The 19,208-nt window shown below is 42.9% G+C and carries 19 protein-coding genes; 7 read left to right on the plus strand and 12 right to left on the minus strand.

All coding sequences use genetic code 11. From position 1 onward, the window contains the following. Window positions 1–60: 60 nt before the first annotated feature. Both KIH41_RS09975 and KIH41_RS09980 read right to left on the minus strand, forming a co-directional pair. On the minus strand, window positions 61–903 hold the full coding sequence (locus KIH41_RS09975; RefSeq protein ID WP_214162308.1) for a hypothetical protein: 843 nt from the start codon (window positions 901–903) through the stop codon (window positions 61–63). Window positions 904–1,124: 221 nt separating this feature from the next. Further along, entirely contained in the window at window positions 1,125–1,937 is an 813-nt protein-coding gene (locus KIH41_RS09980; RefSeq protein ID WP_213944687.1) for a DnaB-like helicase C-terminal domain-containing protein, read from the minus strand. Window positions 1,938–2,251: 314 nt separating this feature from the next. On the opposite strand from KIH41_RS09980, the gene KIH41_RS09985 reads away from it, so the two are divergent. Continuing rightward, window positions 2,252–2,881 (plus strand): hypothetical protein, encoded by a 630-nt coding sequence (locus tag KIH41_RS09985; RefSeq protein ID WP_214162309.1) that lies wholly within the window; start codon window positions 2,252–2,254, stop codon window positions 2,879–2,881. Between the two features lie 77 nt (window positions 2,882–2,958). Here KIH41_RS09985 and KIH41_RS09990 read toward each other — a convergent pair whose 3' ends face one another. Further along, window positions 2,959–4,455 (minus strand): glycoside hydrolase family 32 protein, encoded by a 1,497-nt coding sequence (locus tag KIH41_RS09990; protein WP_214162310.1) that lies wholly within the window; start codon window positions 4,453–4,455, stop codon window positions 2,959–2,961. A 172-nt stretch (window positions 4,456–4,627) separates the two neighbouring features. On the opposite strand from KIH41_RS09990, the gene KIH41_RS09995 reads away from it, so the two are divergent. Continuing rightward, window positions 4,628–6,172: a M20/M25/M40 family metallo-hydrolase gene (locus KIH41_RS09995; protein WP_214162311.1), complete on the plus strand. Its 1,545-nt coding sequence runs from the start codon at window positions 4,628–4,630 to the stop codon at window positions 6,170–6,172. Here the strand turns inward: KIH41_RS09995 and KIH41_RS10000 are convergent. The 7 genes from KIH41_RS10000 to KIH41_RS10030 form a co-directional block, all read right to left on the minus strand. Beyond that, window positions 6,138–6,893 (minus strand): hypothetical protein, encoded by a 756-nt coding sequence (locus KIH41_RS10000; protein WP_214162312.1) that lies wholly within the window; start codon window positions 6,891–6,893, stop codon window positions 6,138–6,140. The genes KIH41_RS09995 and KIH41_RS10000 overlap by 35 nt on opposite strands. Window positions 6,894–6,970: 77 nt before the next feature. Next, complete coding sequence (locus KIH41_RS10005; RefSeq protein WP_213944683.1) at window positions 6,971–7,342, minus strand: SpoIIAA family protein; 372 nt, start codon at window positions 7,340–7,342, stop codon at window positions 6,971–6,973. Between the two features lie 101 nt (window positions 7,343–7,443). Next, on the minus strand, window positions 7,444–7,863 hold the full coding sequence (locus tag KIH41_RS10010) for a VOC family protein (protein ID WP_214162313.1): 420 nt from the start codon (window positions 7,861–7,863) through the stop codon (window positions 7,444–7,446). Between the two features lies 1 nt (window position 7,864). After that, window positions 7,865–8,260, minus strand: coding sequence for a nuclear transport factor 2 family protein (locus KIH41_RS10015; protein ID WP_214162314.1), 396 nt, complete (start codon window positions 8,258–8,260; stop codon window positions 7,865–7,867). A gap of 57 nt (window positions 8,261–8,317) precedes the next feature. Then, entirely contained in the window at window positions 8,318–9,232 is a 915-nt protein-coding gene (locus KIH41_RS10020; RefSeq protein WP_214162315.1) for a hypothetical protein, read from the minus strand. Window positions 9,233–9,375: 143 nt separating this feature from the next. After that, window positions 9,376–10,404, minus strand: a complete 1,029-nt coding sequence (locus KIH41_RS10025) for a hypothetical protein (protein WP_214162316.1) — start codon at window positions 10,402–10,404, stop codon at window positions 9,376–9,378. A 10-nt stretch (window positions 10,405–10,414) separates the two neighbouring features. Beyond that, on the minus strand, window positions 10,415–11,410 hold the full coding sequence (locus KIH41_RS10030) for a hypothetical protein (RefSeq protein ID WP_214162317.1): 996 nt from the start codon (window positions 11,408–11,410) through the stop codon (window positions 10,415–10,417). 170 nt (window positions 11,411–11,580) lie between these two features. On the opposite strand from KIH41_RS10030, the gene KIH41_RS10035 reads away from it, so the two are divergent. Beyond that, complete coding sequence (locus tag KIH41_RS10035; RefSeq protein ID WP_214162318.1) at window positions 11,581–12,216, plus strand: HAD family hydrolase; 636 nt, start codon at window positions 11,581–11,583, stop codon at window positions 12,214–12,216. A 90-nt stretch (window positions 12,217–12,306) separates the two neighbouring features. On the opposite strand, the gene KIH41_RS10040 is transcribed toward KIH41_RS10035, so the two are convergent. After that, a complete protein-coding gene (locus KIH41_RS10040; RefSeq protein WP_214162319.1) occupies window positions 12,307–13,998 on the minus strand; it encodes a DUF885 family protein in 1,692 nt (563 codons plus the stop codon). Between the two features lie 106 nt (window positions 13,999–14,104). Here KIH41_RS10040 and KIH41_RS10045 point away from each other — a divergent pair, with 106 nt between their 5' ends. The 3 genes from KIH41_RS10045 to KIH41_RS10055 all read left to right on the plus strand — a co-directional run bounded on the left by KIH41_RS10045 (window position 14,105) and on the right by KIH41_RS10055 (window position 17,439). Next, the gene (locus KIH41_RS10045; protein WP_214162320.1) at window positions 14,105–15,187 is read left to right on the plus strand and encodes a Gfo/Idh/MocA family protein; all 1,083 of its coding nucleotides are present in this window, start codon (window positions 14,105–14,107) and stop codon (window positions 15,185–15,187) included. Window positions 15,188–15,357: 170 nt separating this feature from the next. After that, on the plus strand, window positions 15,358–16,317 hold the full coding sequence (locus tag KIH41_RS10050; protein ID WP_214162321.1) for a UDP-glucuronic acid decarboxylase family protein: 960 nt from the start codon (window positions 15,358–15,360) through the stop codon (window positions 16,315–16,317). A 6-nt stretch (window positions 16,318–16,323) separates the two neighbouring features. Then, window positions 16,324–17,439, plus strand: coding sequence for a hypothetical protein (locus tag KIH41_RS10055; protein WP_214162322.1), 1,116 nt, complete (start codon window positions 16,324–16,326; stop codon window positions 17,437–17,439). 28 nt (window positions 17,440–17,467) lie between these two features. Here KIH41_RS10055 and KIH41_RS10060 read toward each other — a convergent pair whose 3' ends face one another. After that, window positions 17,468–17,881, minus strand: coding sequence for a CBS domain-containing protein (locus KIH41_RS10060; protein WP_213944675.1), 414 nt, complete (start codon window positions 17,879–17,881; stop codon window positions 17,468–17,470). A gap of 217 nt (window positions 17,882–18,098) precedes the next feature. On the opposite strand from KIH41_RS10060, the gene KIH41_RS10065 reads away from it, so the two are divergent. Next, window positions 18,099–19,088 carry a UDP-glucuronic acid decarboxylase family protein gene (locus KIH41_RS10065; protein ID WP_214162323.1) on the plus strand — a complete coding sequence of 330 codons (990 nt, stop codon included), beginning with the start codon at window positions 18,099–18,101 and terminating at the stop codon, window positions 19,086–19,088. The last annotated feature ends 120 nt before the right edge of the window (window positions 19,089–19,208 follow it).

Raw genomic sequence — 19,208 nt, forward strand, 5'->3', positions numbered from 1 at the left:
AAAAAAGCCCTGGAGTAGTTATCCAGGGCTTTTTTATTTGCTTTAAGATGAATTACTGGCTCATCGAAGACCTTCAAAGGTAAACGTATGGGCGTAAGTGCGGTCCTCCTCAATGGTGATCATCACCTCATTGTCGCAAGTGCCGTTTCCATAGTCAATATTAGCCTCCAAGTGTCTGCCAATAGTCCTTTTCTTTCCTGAAGTTGGCGTATAGTTACCTGCCTGCAAGCACTCTCTTTCAAATAGCAAACCTTCTGTGATTACGGTATAATAACCTACGCCACTTCTACCGACGCCATTGGCATTCCCGTTCTGTATCCAGGTCACCGGATTTTCTGGGGCCCACGACAAGTCTTTGATCGCTTGGGAGTTTCTAGTAGCAAAGGTTCCATCAGGCCAAGTTACGCGTCCTGAGTATTCAACGTAAGAAAACAAAGTCTTCGCTTCCACGTCCACCTCATGTTCAGCCAACAAATTACCTTCGATTCGGATCCCGTTGATGGAATAGTTTTCAATGGTCAACCTACCTGTGTTGTTGGAGTATTCTTCCAAGGTAGAAACTTCCAAGTGAAGCCTTCCCTTCCGGATGTTACCTTTAGCATCAGCAGTGCCATCGCCGAAATCCACAATCACAATGGCTGGCGTGCTTGTCTCGGGAGTTTCTAAGTAAATGTTTGCATTAACCATTCTTGGGTCATCCAAAAGTACATCGACCCCGTTGCTGGCAATCGTGTTTTCGGAGAGAATTACCTCGATCATATCATCGATATCAAGAAAATAGGCCTCAATCTCAGTATCATCTGTCCCAACAATATTTGCACTTGGAGCAATATCGGGAAACTCTGTACAAGAAGAAATTAAAAAGGCAATCGCAAATAATGGGAGTAAGTAGAATTTTTTCATATAAAAATTGATTTATTCAAGCATCAAAATACAATTATTAGACCAAATCTAATATTTTTTTCCTCGACACAAAACAATTCTTACCATTATTAGTTGAGCGGTACCTATAATCAGATTCGCCATCAATAGCTAATCAGTTAAAAATAAAAGAGTTATACTATCTTAATAACGGATAAAAATTTTTATCACGAAACAAAGATTATTTAGAAAAATGAGAGGTTTTAGATGGATCTTTCTTCCCATCGGCCAGATGGGTGGATCTCGAAACTAAGCATGCCGGTTTTTCCGATGCTGTTTTTTTGAAGGTCAAGATTGACCAGGTTGTCAGTGGGTTCGCCTTCCATATTCCATTCAATCCCATAGGCCATGGGGCGATAAAGCTGTATAACTTTATGGGCGTATTGGCAGAGGATATCCGATCTGAATAAGTCCATAAGTTCGGGCATTCGGTCTCCCCCGCGCTTGTCAACCGAGCTGGTGCTCATCAAGCCTATAAATACCGGAATCTGGGTTTCCTTGGCAAAGCTATGGACCAGTTTTAAGGATTCATGATATAATTTATAACCATATAAGAAATCAATCACTTGGAAAAAGTCGTCCAGCATCACATACGACGCCTTCCAGCTTTTGGCCATGGTCAGCACTTCTTTAAGGTTTGCAGGCCTGTGAAGTACTTTAAGGCGGTTTTTGAGCATATCCTTGAGGTCTGTCATCCCATCAAGGGCCACATCCTCTGGAAGCTCGCTTACCTCCTCCTCCCTGCCGGTAATCATGGAAAACATTTGGCGTGCAAAATACTCTTCATTGGCCATAGGCATGACCACAAACCCTTTCTGCTGCTGCATGTAGGAAAAGCGCAGGATCAGGTTTAACATCAGGGCCGTCTTGCCGTGGGTAGGCCTACCCCCGATGACCACCAATTCATCTTTGAACCCCCCAATGGCCAATTGGTCAAGTTTTCTATATCCGCTTGCCAAAATGGGGCTTTCCTGATCGGTGGCCAAAAAATGTTGAAATAGCTCTGAAAAATTCATAGCCTTTAATATCCACAATAAAGTGCAAAAATCCAATTTTATCGCCAAAAAATTGCAGTTGCAATAAGTTGAATATTCTTCGAAGGATATATTTCAGCGAATTACCCATAAAAAACAACTTAGAAACCTTTAAAAATTATCATCAAATAACAGAATTTTTTCATATAACATTCAAAAATACCCTATTTACGGTATTTCATATTCAATACTTAATACCTATCTTTCATCCTCATTTAAGATGGAGACCAGCTACCATCAAAAAAACGGGGCGTATCCGAAAAGCCAATGAGTAGGAAAATTTAAATCACTTTATTATGAAAAAAATTTACTTTTTACAAATCTTTGTTTGCATGTTACTATTAAGTAGCTGTGCAACTGTTTACAAATCTCCTGACCTGAAGGCACGGGCTCCTAAACACAAAGAAATTGCCTTTATCCCTTTTGATGCGGTGATTCAACTGAAAAAGCTTCCAAAAGGAGTAAGCGCAGAACAAGTCAAGCAAATGGAAGCAGATATGGGACTTGTTTTTCAAGAACAGATGTACACCAGGTTTTTGAAGAAACAAAAAAAATATAATGTACAGATTCAGGATGTCGCAATGACAAATGCTATTTTAAGAAAAAACAATGTGACTGTTGAAAACATTCATCAATTTACCAAGGAAGAACTTGCCCATATGCTAGATGTATACGCAGTAGTTTCTGGCAAAGTACTTACCTCTAGGCCTATGTCGAATGGTGGAGCCATAGCAATAGCGGCCCTCACTGGCATTTCAACGTCCACTAATAAAGTAGACATTAATGTGTCACTTCACGATGGTTTAGATTCAAAATTGCTTTTTAAATATGACCACTCTTTCAGAGGTGGTTTAGGAAGTGACCCTGAATCCATTTCTAAAGCTTTAATGAAGGATCTATCTAAAAAATTTCCTTATAAAATCTAAACTATTCAACCCAACCCAACATATGGTGGGTTGGGTAATTTTTTATAAAAACGGAACATTCATTAACATCACCATATTTACCTAAACGAAGGAGTTTGATATACATCTAATCTTAAAGCCGACTTTTTACCCGTACCTATTGAGATGATTTCAAATAAATTAAGAGGTTTTTTATTAAATACCTGCGCAGTCATGGCATACAACCCATCATTAATAAACACTTCTATTGAGGATGCATCTACAACCAACTCAACATCCACCAAATTATTCCCCCTGTATGGCATTTCCTGAATTTTCCCAAACTCTGGATGAAAGCCTGTTTCCCCGCTGCTGCTTCTATCTAGGGAAATCTTATCTGCAGTCAGGTTAAGCAAAAGCTCTTCCCCATTCTCATTGAAAAGCTTTATCTTGATATCCCCTTTACTTTCCTGAAATCCCGACAACTTAACCACAAAACCGCTTTCGCTCCCAATTGCGAGTGCCTCATTGAAATTAACTTGTTTGGACTCAATCGAAGGCTTTAACTTTTGGTAAAATTCCCGGACCGGCTTTTGGGCTATATAGTCATCACCCTGATCCCGCACCAACACCAGCTCCCTGGCCAAAGTCATGGCGCCCCTCCAACCCTCCGTGGGCGTTCTATCCCCATAAAGCCAATTATTCATCCACCCCATGAAAAAAGTCCTGCCGTCTTCTTTAGGAACATTTGCCCAGGTAACTCCTGCATAATTATCAGTTCCCCAGTCCAGCCATTTTTCATCTTGGTGATCCGCTGCAAAAGTTTTACCGTCAAACTCCCCCGTGAAATACTGGGTTCCGCTACCCCCATTGGGCGCCCCGGGGTTGATACTTACAAATAGCACCCATTTGCTCCGGCCATCTTCACCCTTTATCTCAAACAGGTCAGGACATTCCCAAACACCTCCTTTTGCACCAATGCCTTTCCCAAATTCACTCTCAAATGTCCAATCCTTGAGGTTCGGTGAAGAATAAAAATGGATGACATCTTTGGCGGCCAAAGACATGATCCACTGGCCACCTTCCTCATGCCACATTACCTTTGGATCACGGAAGTCCTGAATCCCCGGATTGGGCAGCACGGGATTATTCTCATACTTCTCCCAAGTTCTTCCCCTGTCATTGCTAAAAGCCAGGCTTTGCACTTCCCCGTTTTCATCATGGTGGTGGGTAAAAATTGCCACTAAAGGAGTATGCTCACCAGACTTGAATCCGGCCGTGTTTTGGTGGTCGGCCACTGCACTGCCTGAAAATATATACCCGAGCTCATCGGGATAAAGAGCGATCCCCATTTCCTCCCAAACCACCAAATCCTTACTCACTGCATGCCCCCAGTGCATCGGTCCCCACACAGTGCTGTCTGGGTAGTATTGAAAAAAGAGGTGATACTCCCCTTCATAATACACCATCCCGTTGGGATCGTTCATCCAATTGGCCTCGGGTGAAAAATGGAATTTAGGCCTAAACTTTTCCTGTTCCACATCATTTAATTCAGAGGGACTGCAGGAAATCATAGCAGCACCAAGTGCCAATATTGAAAGTATAGCTTTTCTCATTACGCTTCTGTTTAAATAGTGTCAATAATTGACAAAAGGGACCAGCGGCATTAACACCTTGATAATTTTACATTAAAACAAATTATCAACAAATAATACTGTAATATAGTCAAAAAACTTATAAATTATAACTCGGAATTTCTGAAACTGCCTAAGAGCAAAACCCATTCATATGACTAGTCATTTTTACAAAAGCCTTTTGATTCTATTTCTCAGCATTTCTTCATCACTGGCACAAACCGTTAACCTAGATCAGATGACGGAGGAATCTTTGCTTGAGGGAATACACCTGTTGAACCACCTCGTCTCCATCCCAAACAACTCCCACCATCCCGACCAGCTTCACCAAAACCTTGATTGGTGTAAGGAGAATTTTGAGAAAAGGGGATGGGAGGTGGAAGAGCTAGACACGGAGGGGTTCCCTCTTCTGCTGACATCCTTTGAAGTTGAGGGGGCTGAAAAAACGGTTTTGATGTACTTCCATGTGGATGGGCAGGCCGTGGACCCTGCCAAGTGGAAGCAGGAAAATCCCTACAAGCCGGTACTTAAAGAACAAAATTCGGAAGGTGATTGGGAAGAGATCTCCTTCGACCGCTTAAAGGATGAATTCGACCCTGAATGGAGGATTTACGGAAGATCGACCTCCGATGACAAGGGGCCTCTAGCCATGTTCCTAACCGCTTGGGATGCCTTAAGCGAAATGGGTAGAAAACCGGATTACAACCTTAAAATTATCCTGGACTTTGAAGAGGAAATAGGCTCTCCAAATCTCCCAGATGCGGTAAACAAGCATGCAGACAAGCTTGAAGCAGACATGATGCTGATCATGGACGGTCCCCGACACCTAAGCAACGAACCTACGCTCAGTTTTGGGGCTCGAGGGATCGCAAGAGTCACCCTGACCACATACGGACCCAAAACTCCGCAGCACAGTGGGCATTATGGCAATTATGCCCCAAATCCCGCCCTTAACATGTCCAAATTGTTAGGAAGCATGAAGGATGAACAGGGCAGAGTGATTATCATGGGTTTTTATGATGGGATAATTTTATCCCCTGAGGAAAAAGAAATCCTAGCTCAAGTACCGGATGATGAAACGGAAATCAAGTCTAAATTAGAAATTGCTGCTGCTGATCAAGTTGGGGACTCCTACCAGGAAGCCCTTCAATATCCATCGCTCAATATTCGCGGCCTATCGGCCGGTTGGGTAGGGAAAGAAGCGCGGACAATAATCCCCTCAGAAGCCATAGCTGAGCTTGACATCCGGTTAGTGCCCGAAAGCGATCCTGAAAAGCTTTTTGCCTTGCTCAAAAGCCACATACAGAATCAGGGATTTTTTATAACAGAAGAAAATCCCACAACCGATCAGCGATTGGAGCACCCAAAGATTGTCAAGTGGGAAGGGGAAATCTCTTACCAGGCATTCCGGACACCTTTTGATTCCGAACCAGGGACCTGGTTGAGAAAAGCCTATCAGAGGGCTTTTGCAAAAGAGCCCATCATGATCCGCATGGAAGGAGGATCCATTCCCATCAGTCCCTTTATCGAGGCTTTGGACATCCCTGCCGTCATTGTCCCGACAGTCAACCCGGACAACAACCAGCACAGCCCGAATGAAAACATCAGGCTAGGGAACTACAAAGAAGGTATCAAAACCATGTTATCTATCTTATCGGAGCCGCTTACAGCAGAAGAGAAAACCCAAAATGAACGATAGGCCGGTTGATGAACGTAGAAAAACCATTGCCTTGTTGTTCAATAGGCCGGTAGGATGCCCGATCGGGATTCAGCTGCTGCCCTCTTGGGAAAAAGGATTCAAAAGTCTCAAACTGAAACAAATTCAGACTTGTCTGCAGGGAAACACTTGGAGTTAACAAATACGAAGCGCCAAAATCAACACCTGTATAAAAATTCCTTTCTCTAAGCTCTCTTTCGAAGCGGCTACCAAGGGCAAAATTCCTATTTTGTCCCCCTGGAGAAAAGCACGCCGAACAATTGTAGTCCAGTAGCTCCACATCGTAATCCCCACGCCCCTGCTCATAGGTGCCATAAAGCGTGGATTGCAGTTTCCACTGTGGGGAAAGTGAGAAAAACCTTGTTAAAAACACCCCCCCTTGCCATAAGGTATTGTCTACAGTGGCAAGATAATCAGATGAATAATTGCTATCCACCACATTCACGGTTTCGCTTATAGAGTAAGTTCTCAAGCCAGCCGACACCCCTACCGCAAGATTCGGTGAAATGAATTTACCGAATTGATTACGCCACTCCCAATTGGAGTCGCTTTGGGCTTGGGGAAGCTTCTTGTAAGCATTGGTCCTGGAAGTCGGGCTTATTTCTGAAGATATCAGCCAGTTTTTGCCTGTGGGGGTCTGTCCCAGTACCACAGGCAAATTAAGAAGCCACATCAAAATCATTAAAAATAAAACTCTTTTCATCTCGCTTTTTCACGTCCGTTTGATCTCAGGACGTCAAGAAGATGAAAAATGCCACAAGCCTCGTAAAATAATCGGCCTTATATCCCTATCCAGTCTTTAGCGGTGGATTTGTCAGAAACTGAAAAAGACTTAAAGTTGATGTTGCCAATGATGGAATAAATGCCGTCAGATATCTTTTGCATCCATTCCTTATCGGTGACCAAGGCTATTTTATTGATCTTGAGAAGAAGGATCTTGAAATCTGGCACCAGCTGTCGAACTTCCTCCCAAATGGCCCCCATGGTCATGGAGGGGAACTTTTCCATTTCCACATAAATATTAACCGTGTGGCCTTGCTCTACCCTGGCTTTTATGAGCGTATACATTTGCTGCATTTCAGTTTGGGTGATTTTATCCCCGACTTTGAACATCAGGGTGTTTTCATTTGGGGAAGGAATCTGCTCAATCATAGCTCATTCTATTAGGTTAAAGTAGTTCCTCTGTTAACCTTGACTATGCACATTTGTTATGATAAAAAAACAGCTGGCCTTTCGGCCAGCTGTCAAGCTTTTTATTCCTGATAATCATAATTGACCATCCATTTAATGCCATAGGGATCTTTCAACATACCAAAATATGCATTCCAAAAGGTCCGCTGCATGGGCATCTCTACCTCTCCGCCAGCCGACAGCCCATCGAAGAATCTATTGGCTTCCTCTTCGCTTTTGGCATCGATGGAAATGTAAAAGTTGTTACCTGAAGTCAATTGCTGGTTTTGAGAGCTGAGCACATCGGAGGCCATCAAGGTGCAGTCTCCGATGGGAAAGGAAATGTGCATGGCTTTTTCACCGTCCTCTTCAGACAGGTTTTCCATGTCAGGAATTTCCTTGAATCTTTGAATCATGTAGTCTCCGCCGAACACCGAACGGTAAAAGCTGAATGCCTCTTCGGCATTGCCGGGAAAGTTAAGGTAAGGGTTTAAAGTCGCCATATTAGCCGGGGTTTTGATTGATGTCGTCTTTTATGGTGGTCACATAGGAGGTCAGCACCTTGATTTTACCATTATTGATCAAGTAGCTATCCACATAAGCGGCCCTAAAAATCTTACCTTCCCTATCAAGGGCCTTCATGGTGCCCTCGGCAACAATCCGGTCTCCTTCGGCAACTTTGCTGGAAGGCCAAATTTCAGGCAAACCCATGCCTTCCATGGATTTAAACATTTCTTGGATCTCGCCTTTCCCCTTCAGGTGAAACTCACCCACCATTTTCCATTCTACATCCTCAGCCATAAGGTCTGCGATCGCCTTGTAATCCCCCCTACTGAATGCTTCATCAAAGGCCTCCACCAGCGCTTTGTTTAGTTGCTGGGTATTGTTAATTGTTTCCATGGTTGTTGTGGTTAAAGGTTGATAATTAAATATTTACAAAGATAATATTTAAAACCTTTAATAAGCTGAATACTCCGCTTCAACCTCCAGAAATTCCATCCCCCCAGTCTGACGTGCATTTTCAATTGGGTAATTTTCCATATTTATTATGTATGTGACGGTAGAATTTCTTTCTAAAAAAGGATTTAATAGACCAATATTGCGCTGTCTTTGAATCCCTTGGGCATCGACATAGCGGTGAATTAACATCCCTTCAAAACTTGACCCCAATCTTCCGGCCCTCCTCCCTGTAGGCCGAGGGCTTCTTCTCCACCCCCCATTATCATCTTCCTCTAATTCCTCTTTAATCTTATCTACTAACTCGTCGTCAACAGACCTTACCCATATTGCAGGTCTTTCTTGGCTTAAAATTTTATCTGGAAAATTTAATCCCATGCTAAATGCCATTAATCTTGAAGTCCCTTGAACAAGCTCCATGTAAAGTTCCCCCTTTTCTAAATTTGTGGCTTCCAAAACCAATCTTCCTGACAATCTAAACATATCAATGCTTATCTCAAACTCCTCACTTGACACTTCAAAAATGGCCTCACCAACAAATTTATCCGAGTTATAAAAATTACTTCGCGTGCTCACCTCATTTAGAGTAGCGGTTATCTCCGTAGCGAAAGGATGAATAGAAAAAGAAGATTCCAATTCGAATGGATAATACTCTAATACATTCTGAAAACCATTTGGAAACACCCTACCAAATATGCTTGTAAAATCAGAAAGGTCATGATCCGGGTCAATTGATACTACCGACATTTGAATGATATAGCTTTTATTCGGAATAAATTCTAGATTAATTATCTCATCCCAATAACCTACTCCCCTGAAATAAGGCTTTCTTTCCCCATCAGGCAAGATTTCTCTCACTGTATAGCCGATTAGCTGCAAGCCCCCTCTTTCCATCCCCATTGGATTTTCTTCCAATCTAAGCTCAGGTGTTGCTACCTTTATTTTTCCTTGGACCCTATTGTGGTTATTACCCTCTGGTCTGTCAAAGCTTTGATCCTCCAAACTGCAGGAAAGGAGAAGAGCTAGAAATATAAAACTTGTTAGAACACTTCTCATTTCTAATTCAACCTTATGGTTTCTCCTTCTATTAGTTCTTCATCAACATAAATCAACCTCGGCCGAACCGAACCATCCTCTCCTGGAGGGGTCTCATTATTTCCCTCCCAATCAATCTCAAAATCATTCAGATCAATTTCATAGGTTAGATTATAGTTTCTTCTCACCAAAAGCTCTGACTCTAGCAAAACTGCTTTTCTTGAAGTACCATCGGCATCTTCCAAAACATACTCAACCCTGACAGGATAATTCATTTCATTGACTATTTCAGGGTTTTCAATAAGAGCAAAAGTATTTTCACGATAGTTACTTAATTGAATATATGGTCTCAGGTCAAAAGCCTCGTTACTTTCCGGAGTTAGCTTCAACTTGACATCATGGTGTACAGAAATATGAAGTTCTCCCTCATTTAAATTCATGCCCTTAAAAGTCAACCCGCTGGACATGCGTAACATTTCTACTTCTAAAGCTTCTGTGGAATCATCTATAAAGACTTGCTTTCTGCCTATAAACTTATCTGACTCAAACCTACTATGTGAAACTTGCCCCGTATCTACTCTTACAAAAGAAACCTCTGTACTAAAGGGATGTCCCTCTCTCGTTATCTGTCTGGTATCCCCAATTGAATTATACCTAAAGATCGGCCATTGGTCTACTCCAAGTCTAAAACTGAAAAACCTGGCCACCGACAGATCATACTTTTCCTTAAACGTGACACTGGAAACCAACACCAAATACTCGAATCTTTTTTGGAACTCTAACTCTACTTCCCCAAGATTATTAGTAGCTCCACTCGCATACCGGATCTGGTTGCCATCTATAATTTCATACACATCATAACCGTAATAAACCTCCTGCCCGGCCTCACGGCTGTTGGCACCACCGACAGTAGGGTATTCCACTCCGCTTAAATCAAAACCCAGCAAAACCTTATCACTATTTTTATCTGCCGCTGGCTCTAATGGGTGAGCCTCTTCCTCCAAACTACAACCAAACAATGAAATCAAAGCAATCAAAAAAACATATCTCATTTTCATATCATTAAAATTCAAAAGTGTATTCATCTTCCCACTCTGTGTCCACAAAATCAAGCGTAATTTCACCACCAATTTTGTCTATATCCTGATAAAAGGGTTCCATGTCAAGAATATAAGTGCGGTTATAATTTCTTTTTAATTCTATAGAGGCATGCATTAGCAATCTCCGTTCATCACCATCTATTAGATAGGCCTTGACTGGGTACTGTTGTAATGTGTTGGAGTTAATATCAAATTCAGAATCCGAAAATAAAGTGGAAGAACTATAAATAGGGTAAAGTGGCCTTAAGGCAATAGCCAGCGGGTCATTGGTATCTACAATTAAATTGAAAGCATTATTAAACTCAGAAATCTCAAATTCAACTTGACCTTCTTGTAGGTTTTCGACCCTGAAATTTAGCCCTGCAGAAAATCTATACATCTCAACAAAAATTTCTTGATTTTCACCTTCAACAAAAAAGTCAACTTCTCCAACAAACTTGTCTGTATCAAACCATGTTATAAAGCGATGATGAACGCCTTCTCTATGACCATCAAGGTAGGTGTTGAATGGTCGAATGTGATCTGCACTCCAGTCAGGTGAACTTATTTCAACATCAAACAACTCCGACAAAGACCCCTTTTCAAAATTGAAAAGTCTCAATGATTGGTCATGATCAAAATCGGAAGGCCAGCTTGTTGTACTTACCTCCATTCTGTAATGACGCCCCTGTTCCAATAAGAGGCTCACATTTTCAATGTCCAAATTAATTCCTGAGCGAACATATTCTTCATCTCCGTTTTCAGTAATCAGAAAAACCCGATAGGCAACTAAAAAGCCAAGCTCATCATTTGTTCTAGCATTTATTGGGGCACCATTTGTGGCTTTCCATTCATCACCCGAAAACCTAAAATCTAATCGTGATTTTGAAGCTTCTATATTTTTATCTGTAAGATCCTCTTCAAAATCACAAGAAAAAAACATCAAAAAAGCACAAAACAAGTAAAAATTATATTTCATAAGACAAAAATTCTTGTTTTAAAAAATTAAGAATTTACCAAAAACCGAACCAATCAAACTTTAGTTCAGAATTTAATTTCATTCATCCCTAATTTTCGCTTCATACCGTGTTATTTGAGGGATTTTTCGTAATTTAAAGGATTAAACCATAACCTATCTGAAACGACTATATGGATTTTCATTTCAAAAAAGCCATGATATATGACCTCGACAACACCCTTTATCCAGTAAAGGCCATCGGGGACAAACTATTTGCACCGGTGCTGGAGGTGATAGCGCAGGATGAGAAGCAGCAGGCAAACATGGACGGCATCCGAAAGGATATCATGCGGATCCCCTTCCAGGATATGGCTAAAAAGTATGACTTTGGACCTGCCCTCACACAGAAGGGCGAAGAAATCCTGCAGGAAACCACCTATAATGAAAAAATCCCCCTACACGAGGATTACCCCGCTATTCTGGAGATGCCCGGACACCGGTTTTTGGTTACCACTGGATTTTATAACATGCAAAAAAGCAAGATCGACCTAATGGAACTGGAAAAGGACTTTCAGGCCTGCTATATCATCGACCCCATGAAATCCGACCAGACTAAAAAAGAAATCTTCCTACAGATCATAAAAGACGGCAACTTCGAGCTCAAAGACGTCATGGTCATTGGCGATGATCCGGAATCCGAAATAGCGGCTGGAAATGAAATCGGGGTGGAGACCGTCCTATACGACAAACACGACCAATACCAAACCCACCCTGCCAACCATAAAATCAGGGATTTCCGCGAGCTAGTGACTATCTTGATTAATTAAAACAAAAGCGGCAAGACCAAGGGCGAAACCAAGTTTCGGTCCTCGGTCTTCCGTCTCCCGCCTCCGGTCTCCGGTCTTCCGTTTTCCGTCTTATTCATAAAACCTCCACTTCACCTCCTCGTCTCTGCTCAAAGGCTCCTCCTTTAATATCGCTCTCACAAGTGCTACAGGTATGCTGTTTTCCTGCATGATCCGGTCGTGAAACTCTTTCTCTCCCATTTGGCCATTATCGACCAATTCTTTCTTCAAGTGGTAAAACTGCAACCCTCCAGTCATATAGGCGATCTGGTACAAGGGACCATACCTACCCTCAAAAGACCTTCTTACTTCAGCTTCTGCATTGGCCCGCTCATGCCCCACCCTTTCAACCAAGAAATCAATACTTTCCTGAGGGGTCATTTTCTCCATGTGATAATTAAGAGAGAATATGATCCTGGCACTTCTGTGCATTCTCCAAAACATCATCCCTATCCTGTCTTCGGCATTTCTGGGAAAATCCTTGTCCCAAAGGTTGAATTCCCAATACAGTGCCCAGCCTTCGGTCCAAAATGGCGTATAAAACAACCTCCTGTGGGTCTTATGGCGCTGATTCATGAACTGTTGCAAATGGTGGCCAGGAATGAGTTCATGGTGGACCACCGCTCTTGAAAAGTGGGGATTGTTCCCCCTTAAACTCATCATTTTTTCCTCATGGCTCATTTCGTCTGTCGGATAGGCGATCTGGATCACTTCCCCACCCAAGAAAAATGGCGCAAAACGCTGCTCGGCCGGGCTCATCATCCTCATTCTCCAAGTCTCCTTGGCCATCTCGGGAATAGTGATCACATCCCGCTCCTCCAAAAACTCCACGGCCTCTTCTGCCATTCTGTTAATCTCAGCAGGCCATTCTCCTACGGGAAAATAAGTTCCCTTCACGTGCTCCAGGGCTGCCTTCCAGTCATCACCAAAACCAAGCTCCCTAGAAGCATCCAGCATTTGCTTTTCACTCCAGGCAAATTCCTTTTCCGCAATTTCCACAAGCTCCTCCGGGGTATAAGGAATAAACTCATGGCGCAGGCTTTCAATAATGGCCTCCCTTCCTATGGGCCGGCCGATTATGCCGCTCCCATCATCCTTTACCGCCTCGGTGCTGTAATAATCCTTCAAAAACTCAGCGTAACCCTCAAGGTCCTTTTTGAGATTTTCATAGGGTTGGGTTACCCACCAGCTGAATTCAGGATCATAACCGTCATAGAATTTAAAAGCCTCCTCCAGGTTCTTTCCCAATTCGGCAACCATCCCGGAGGCCTTTTCGGCAAGCTGCCAGCGTTCCAGCTTTTGTTCATTGCTTTCCAGTCCTTTCCTTTGCTGGGCAAGCTCCTTGCGTTGGGACTGAAAAATTTCGGCAATCTTTTCCGAATCCGGCTGGTTTCCTCTTCTCCTGTCCACCACAAATGTCCTAAGAGGCTCCAAAAATTCGCCAAAAGCCTTTACCTTTTCAAAATCCCTCCTGTCCAGCATCAATTGATAAAGTTCTTTGTCCAAATGGTTTTTCAGAAGCAGGAAATCCACCTGCTCACTATGGGGCAAAGAGGCAAAGTCCACCTCCGAAAGGCTGGTCTGGTAATCCGCATATAGCTTTTCAAACCTGTCATAAAACTCCTCAGATTCTTTCAGGGTATACTTTCTGCTCAAGGCGGATTTGTCAGCCTGAAACTGCCAGATGAGGGTAGGCACATCTGTGGCAGAGGCTTGAAGGGATAGCAATATGGCAATTAAGGAAACAGTAAAACATTTAATCATATCAAATGGAGTTTTATTTACTGGCCTAAAATGCAAAAAGAGGGGCATTTCTCAAAGGATTATTACACTACTCCCATTTTCCCTATCTTTATCAAAAATGATTTAAATGAAATTCTTCCTACTTGTTGCCATCCTTTTCTCCCAATCCATTTTCCTTGCGTTTTCCAAAGACAAAGAGGCTGTCAGGCTCTCAGTAGCCGGTCTTGCCCATGGGCATTCCCATTGGATTTTCAATGATCTGGGTAATGAGGCAAGGCTCGTAGGGATATTTGAACCCGATGAAGCTCTAAAAAATCAATTTAAAGATCAATATGATCTTGAGGAGGAATTATTCTTCAATTCATTGGAAGAGCTTTTGGAAAAGACCGACGCTGAAGGGGTGTTGGCTTTTGGCCCTATAGCCGACCACATAGAAGTGGTCAAAGCCGCAGCCCCCTTGGGCATCCATGTGATGGTGGAAAAACCGCTGGCATTGAATATTGAGGAGGCTAGGAAAATGGCTGATTTGGCCAACAAACATGGCATCCACTTGCTCACTAATTATGAAACCTCTTGGTATCCCAGTACGCGGGAAAGTATTAAGCTTTTGCGGGATCAACAGGAGGAACTGGGCCAAATTCGCAAAGCGGTGTTTCATCATGGTCATCAGGGTCCCAAGGAAATTGGGGTTGGAGAGGAGTTCCTAGCATGGCTGACCGACCCTACAAAAAGTGGCGGAGGGGCATTGATGGATTTTGGTTGCTATGGGGCCAACATCATGACTGTGTTGATGAACGGAGAAAGGCCCACCTCGGTCACTGCGATTACCCAAACCTTTAAACCTGAAACATATGAGCAGGTGGAGGATGAAGCAACGATCATACTGACCTACCCCAGCAGCCAAGCGATCATTCAGGCATCCTGGAATTGGCCCATCAGCAGAAAAGATATGGAAATCTACACCCAAAAAAGCCAATTGATCATCCCTGGCCCAAATCAGCTTATCCTGCAGAGCAGCTCTATGGACGAGACCATAATTCTGGACAACGAGTCCGAAAATCCCTTCTCCTATTTTGCAAAAGTGATCCGAAAGGAAATCACCCCCGCCCCCTTCAGCCTTTACTCTATCGAAAACAATCTGATTGTTATGGAAATATTAAGCGCTGCAAGGGAGTCTGCCGAAAAAGGCACCACGATCCAAATGAAATAACCCCAATATTAAATTTTAAAACATTTAAAGTAAACTACCTTGGAAGTTAAATGCACATTTGCTATATTCCAACTATAATTAAGCACTTGACCTTCAGCCTCTCGTTTCGGATTTTTTGAAAATAGGACAGGTCATTTTTCCAGCAACAAATTTTTAAAACTTTAATTTTTATGAAAAGGATTCTAGTAACGGGAGGGTCCGGCTTTTTGGGCTCCCACCTCTGTGAAAAACTGCTTGCCGAAGGAAATGAAGTCTTATGTGTGGACAACCTTTTTACAGGCAGAAAGGTCAACATTCAACACCTTCTGCAAATGGACAATTTTGAGTTCCATAGGCACGACATCACCTTTCCCCTCTACGTAGAGGTCGATGAAATCTACAACTTGGCATGCCCGGCAAGCCCCATTCACTATCAATTTGACCCCGTGCAAACGATCAAAACCAGTGTGATGGGAAGCATTAACATGCTTGGCTTGGCAAAAAGGCTTAAAGTCAAAATCCTCCAGGCCAGTACTTCGGAAATCTATGGGGACCCAGAAATCCACCCGCAGCCAGAAAGCTACAGAGGCTGTGTAAACACCACAGGTATCCGTGCCTGCTACGACGAGGGCAAGCGCTGTGCAGAAACCCTCTTTTTTGATTACCATAGGCAGCATCAGGTAGCCATCAAGGTAATGCGGATATTTAACACCTATGGCCCGCGCATGCATCCCAATGATGGCCGGGTAGTCAGCAATTTCATTGTCCAGGCCCTGCGGGGAAAAGATATCACCATCTTTGGTACCGGTCAACAAACACGTAGTTTTTGCTATGTAGACGACCTCATTGACGGCATGTACAAGCTTATGAATTCCAGAGATGATTTCCAGGGCCCGGTAAATATTGGCAACCCCTGTGAATTTACAATGCTGGAACTAGCCGAGTTGATTATCGACCTCACTGGCAGCAGCAGCAGGCTAATATTCCTGCCCCTGCCCCAAGATGATCCACTGCAGCGGAAGCCCCAGATTGATCTGGCCCAGAAAGAACTTGGCTGGGAGCCAAAAATCCAATTGGCAGAGGGTTTGACCAAGACCATTAATTACTTCGAAAAAACATTGACCAAGCAAGGCGTAGCCATAACTGTGTAGATTACCGTGAAGAGCAACAAGATTACTATTCTATATAACCCGAAAAAGATTACCCTGCTGTATAGCCTGTATCCGTTTTGGAAATCCAGGAATGCGGAAGGCTTGCAGTTTACCACTAACCTTAAGTGGGTTAAGGAGCAGGACAAAAATGAGGTGCTTTTGATAGTTGGTTGGTTTTGGGGGCAAGACAAAGACGGCTCCCAAATCAACCTTATCAAATCGCTGAAGGCCAAATACCGCCGGTTGGCGTATTTTGATGACAGCGATGGGTCAGAGTCTAGTTTTCTGGACCTTTTGCCCCACGTCGACCTCTTTTACAAGAAACAGTTGTTTAAGGACAAAAGTCTTTACATGAAGGACTTCTATGGACGCAGGATATTTTCTGATTATTACCATCAGAATTTTGGCATAGAGGAAAACCCTAGTCCCCCACCCCTTCCCAAACCGGAAAATGAATCCGATCTGGACAAAATGAATTTGGCCTGGAATATCGCTATTGGCCAATATCCATCTTCCAAAGCGAGGGAAAGACTGGCGGGGAAGCTTCATGCCTGGATAGGCCAAGCAGGGATGTCGCTTTTACTCGATCATTCCCATATCAAAAACACCCCGCCCCGGCCAAGCTTGGCCAAATGTCAGGCCAGATTTGATGCTACTTGCTATAGAGATACAGTAGGATATCAAAGAGAGCATTTTCAAAAGTTGATTGAAAAACACCCCTCATTTATAACGGGAAGGATCCCATTGAGGCAATACAACAAGGAGCTGAGCCAAGTACAAGCTATTTTGAGCCCCTATGGCTGGGGCGAAATATGCTTTAGGGACATTGAGGCCATTCTGAATGGTTCTGTCCTGATAAAGCCAGACATGGGACACCTGGATACCTGGCCAAACCTATATAAGGCGAACCAAACTTATGAAAGCGTCTCTTGGGATGGGACCGACCTGCTCGAAAAAACCGAAATGCTGCTGTCAAACCCGAAAAGGATGGAGCTGTTAAGCAAAAATGCCTTCCAGGAATTACAATATGCATATGCTGGTCTTGATATGAGAGTAAAAAAGGTACTAGACGAAATAAGGGGCGTTTCCTCCAAACCAAAAAAAGTGGCTACAATGAAGTAGCCACTACTGTTAAACCCTAATCTAAAAATCACTTTTGCAACATATACCGAATCACATCGGTAGTAGTCACTATGCCGTAAAGCTCCCCATCATCCACCACAGGTAGGGCATGGAAATCTTCGCTCGTAAATATCTTGGCAACTTCCTCAACTGTCTGGGATTTACTCACAACCCTAGGTTTGGATGACATCACCTGGGGCACGGTCAGCATATCCAAAATGGTATCGTCAGCATCCTCCTGATTATCCATCAACACTCCGAAAGTCAACCTGTTTATATCAGTCCGGCTTATTATTCCCACTATCCTATTCCCGTTGATTACAGGGAGATGTCTGATTTTATGCTTTCGCAACAGGGACACTGCCTCTTTTAAAGATGCCTTCTCATCCAAGGTGATCACCTGTGCAGTCATTATCTCCGCAACCGTCTCTTTCATATCCATAACCCTATGATTTTTAACACCCTACAAAGATACAGAATTTCCACCTTTAAAAAGCTGACCTAGGTCAGGTGGGGGGATGATTCGAACATATAAATGGAAGCTTTCAGCGAAGTAAAAACCCCTTCTATAGATTTATTTAAAAAATCCCATCAAATCTTCATTTTTTTGAAGTATAAAACAGCATTCATAAATTTTTAATCCTTAAAAAAATCTGATTATGAAAAGAGTATTGGTAAGCGGAGGTTCAGGCTTTTTAGGATCACACCTTTGTGAAAAATTGCTAAACGAGGGGAACGAGGTGCTTTGTGTTGACAATCTTTTTACTGGAAGGAAAGACAACATTCACCATTTACTGGATCATAAGAATTTTGAATTCATGAGGCACGATATCACTTTTCCCTTATATGTGGAAGTTGATGAAATTTATAATTTAGCATGTCCGGCAAGCCCGGTCCACTATCAGTTCGACCCGGTTCAGACTATAAAAACAAGCGTTCTCGGTGCCATAAACATGCTGGGCCTTGCCAAAAGACTTAAGGTAAAAATCTTACAGGCCAGCACTTCCGAGATTTATGGGGACCCGGAGGTCCATCCGCAGCCAGAAAATTACAAGGGCTGTGTTAACACCATCGGGATAAGGGCCTGCTATGACGAAGGAAAAAGATGTGCGGAGACATTATTCTTTGATTACAACAGACAGCACAAACTCACCATCAAGGTGATGCGCATATTCAATACCTACGGCCCCCGAATGCATCCGAATGACGGCAGAGTTGTCAGCAATTTCATCATACAGGCGCTAATGGGAAGGGATATCACCATCTTCGGGACTGGCCAGCAAACCAGAAGCTTCTGTTACGTGGATGATAACATTGAAGGAATGTATAAGCTTATGAACTCCAGAGATGGATTTGCAGGCCCTGTTAATATCGGAAACCCCTGTGAATTCACCATGCTTGATCTGGCTGAAAAAATCATAGACTTAACTGGAAGCAACAGCAAGCTTGTATTTATGCCGTTACCTCAAGATGATCCCATGCAGAGGAAGCCATGCATTGAACTGGCTAAGAAAGAATTAAACTGGGAGCCAAAAATCAATATTGATGAAGGACTTATTAAGACAGTAAGCTATTTTGAAAGGATATTATCCAAGAATAAAATAATAATTAATGACTCCTATCAAACAGAATTGATAAAGCAAGCTTGAAACAACTTCCTTCTGTGGGAAAAAGTCTATTTTTTTCATGGTCACCAAGGCCAGAAGTCTTGGTGACCTAAACGGACCGGGATTCGAATGCCGCAAAATGGCGGCACAGGCTCTACGACC

Source organism: Litoribacter ruber, assembly GCF_018500185.1.
GTDB lineage: Bacteria > Bacteroidota > Bacteroidia > Cytophagales > Cyclobacteriaceae > Litoribacter > Litoribacter ruber.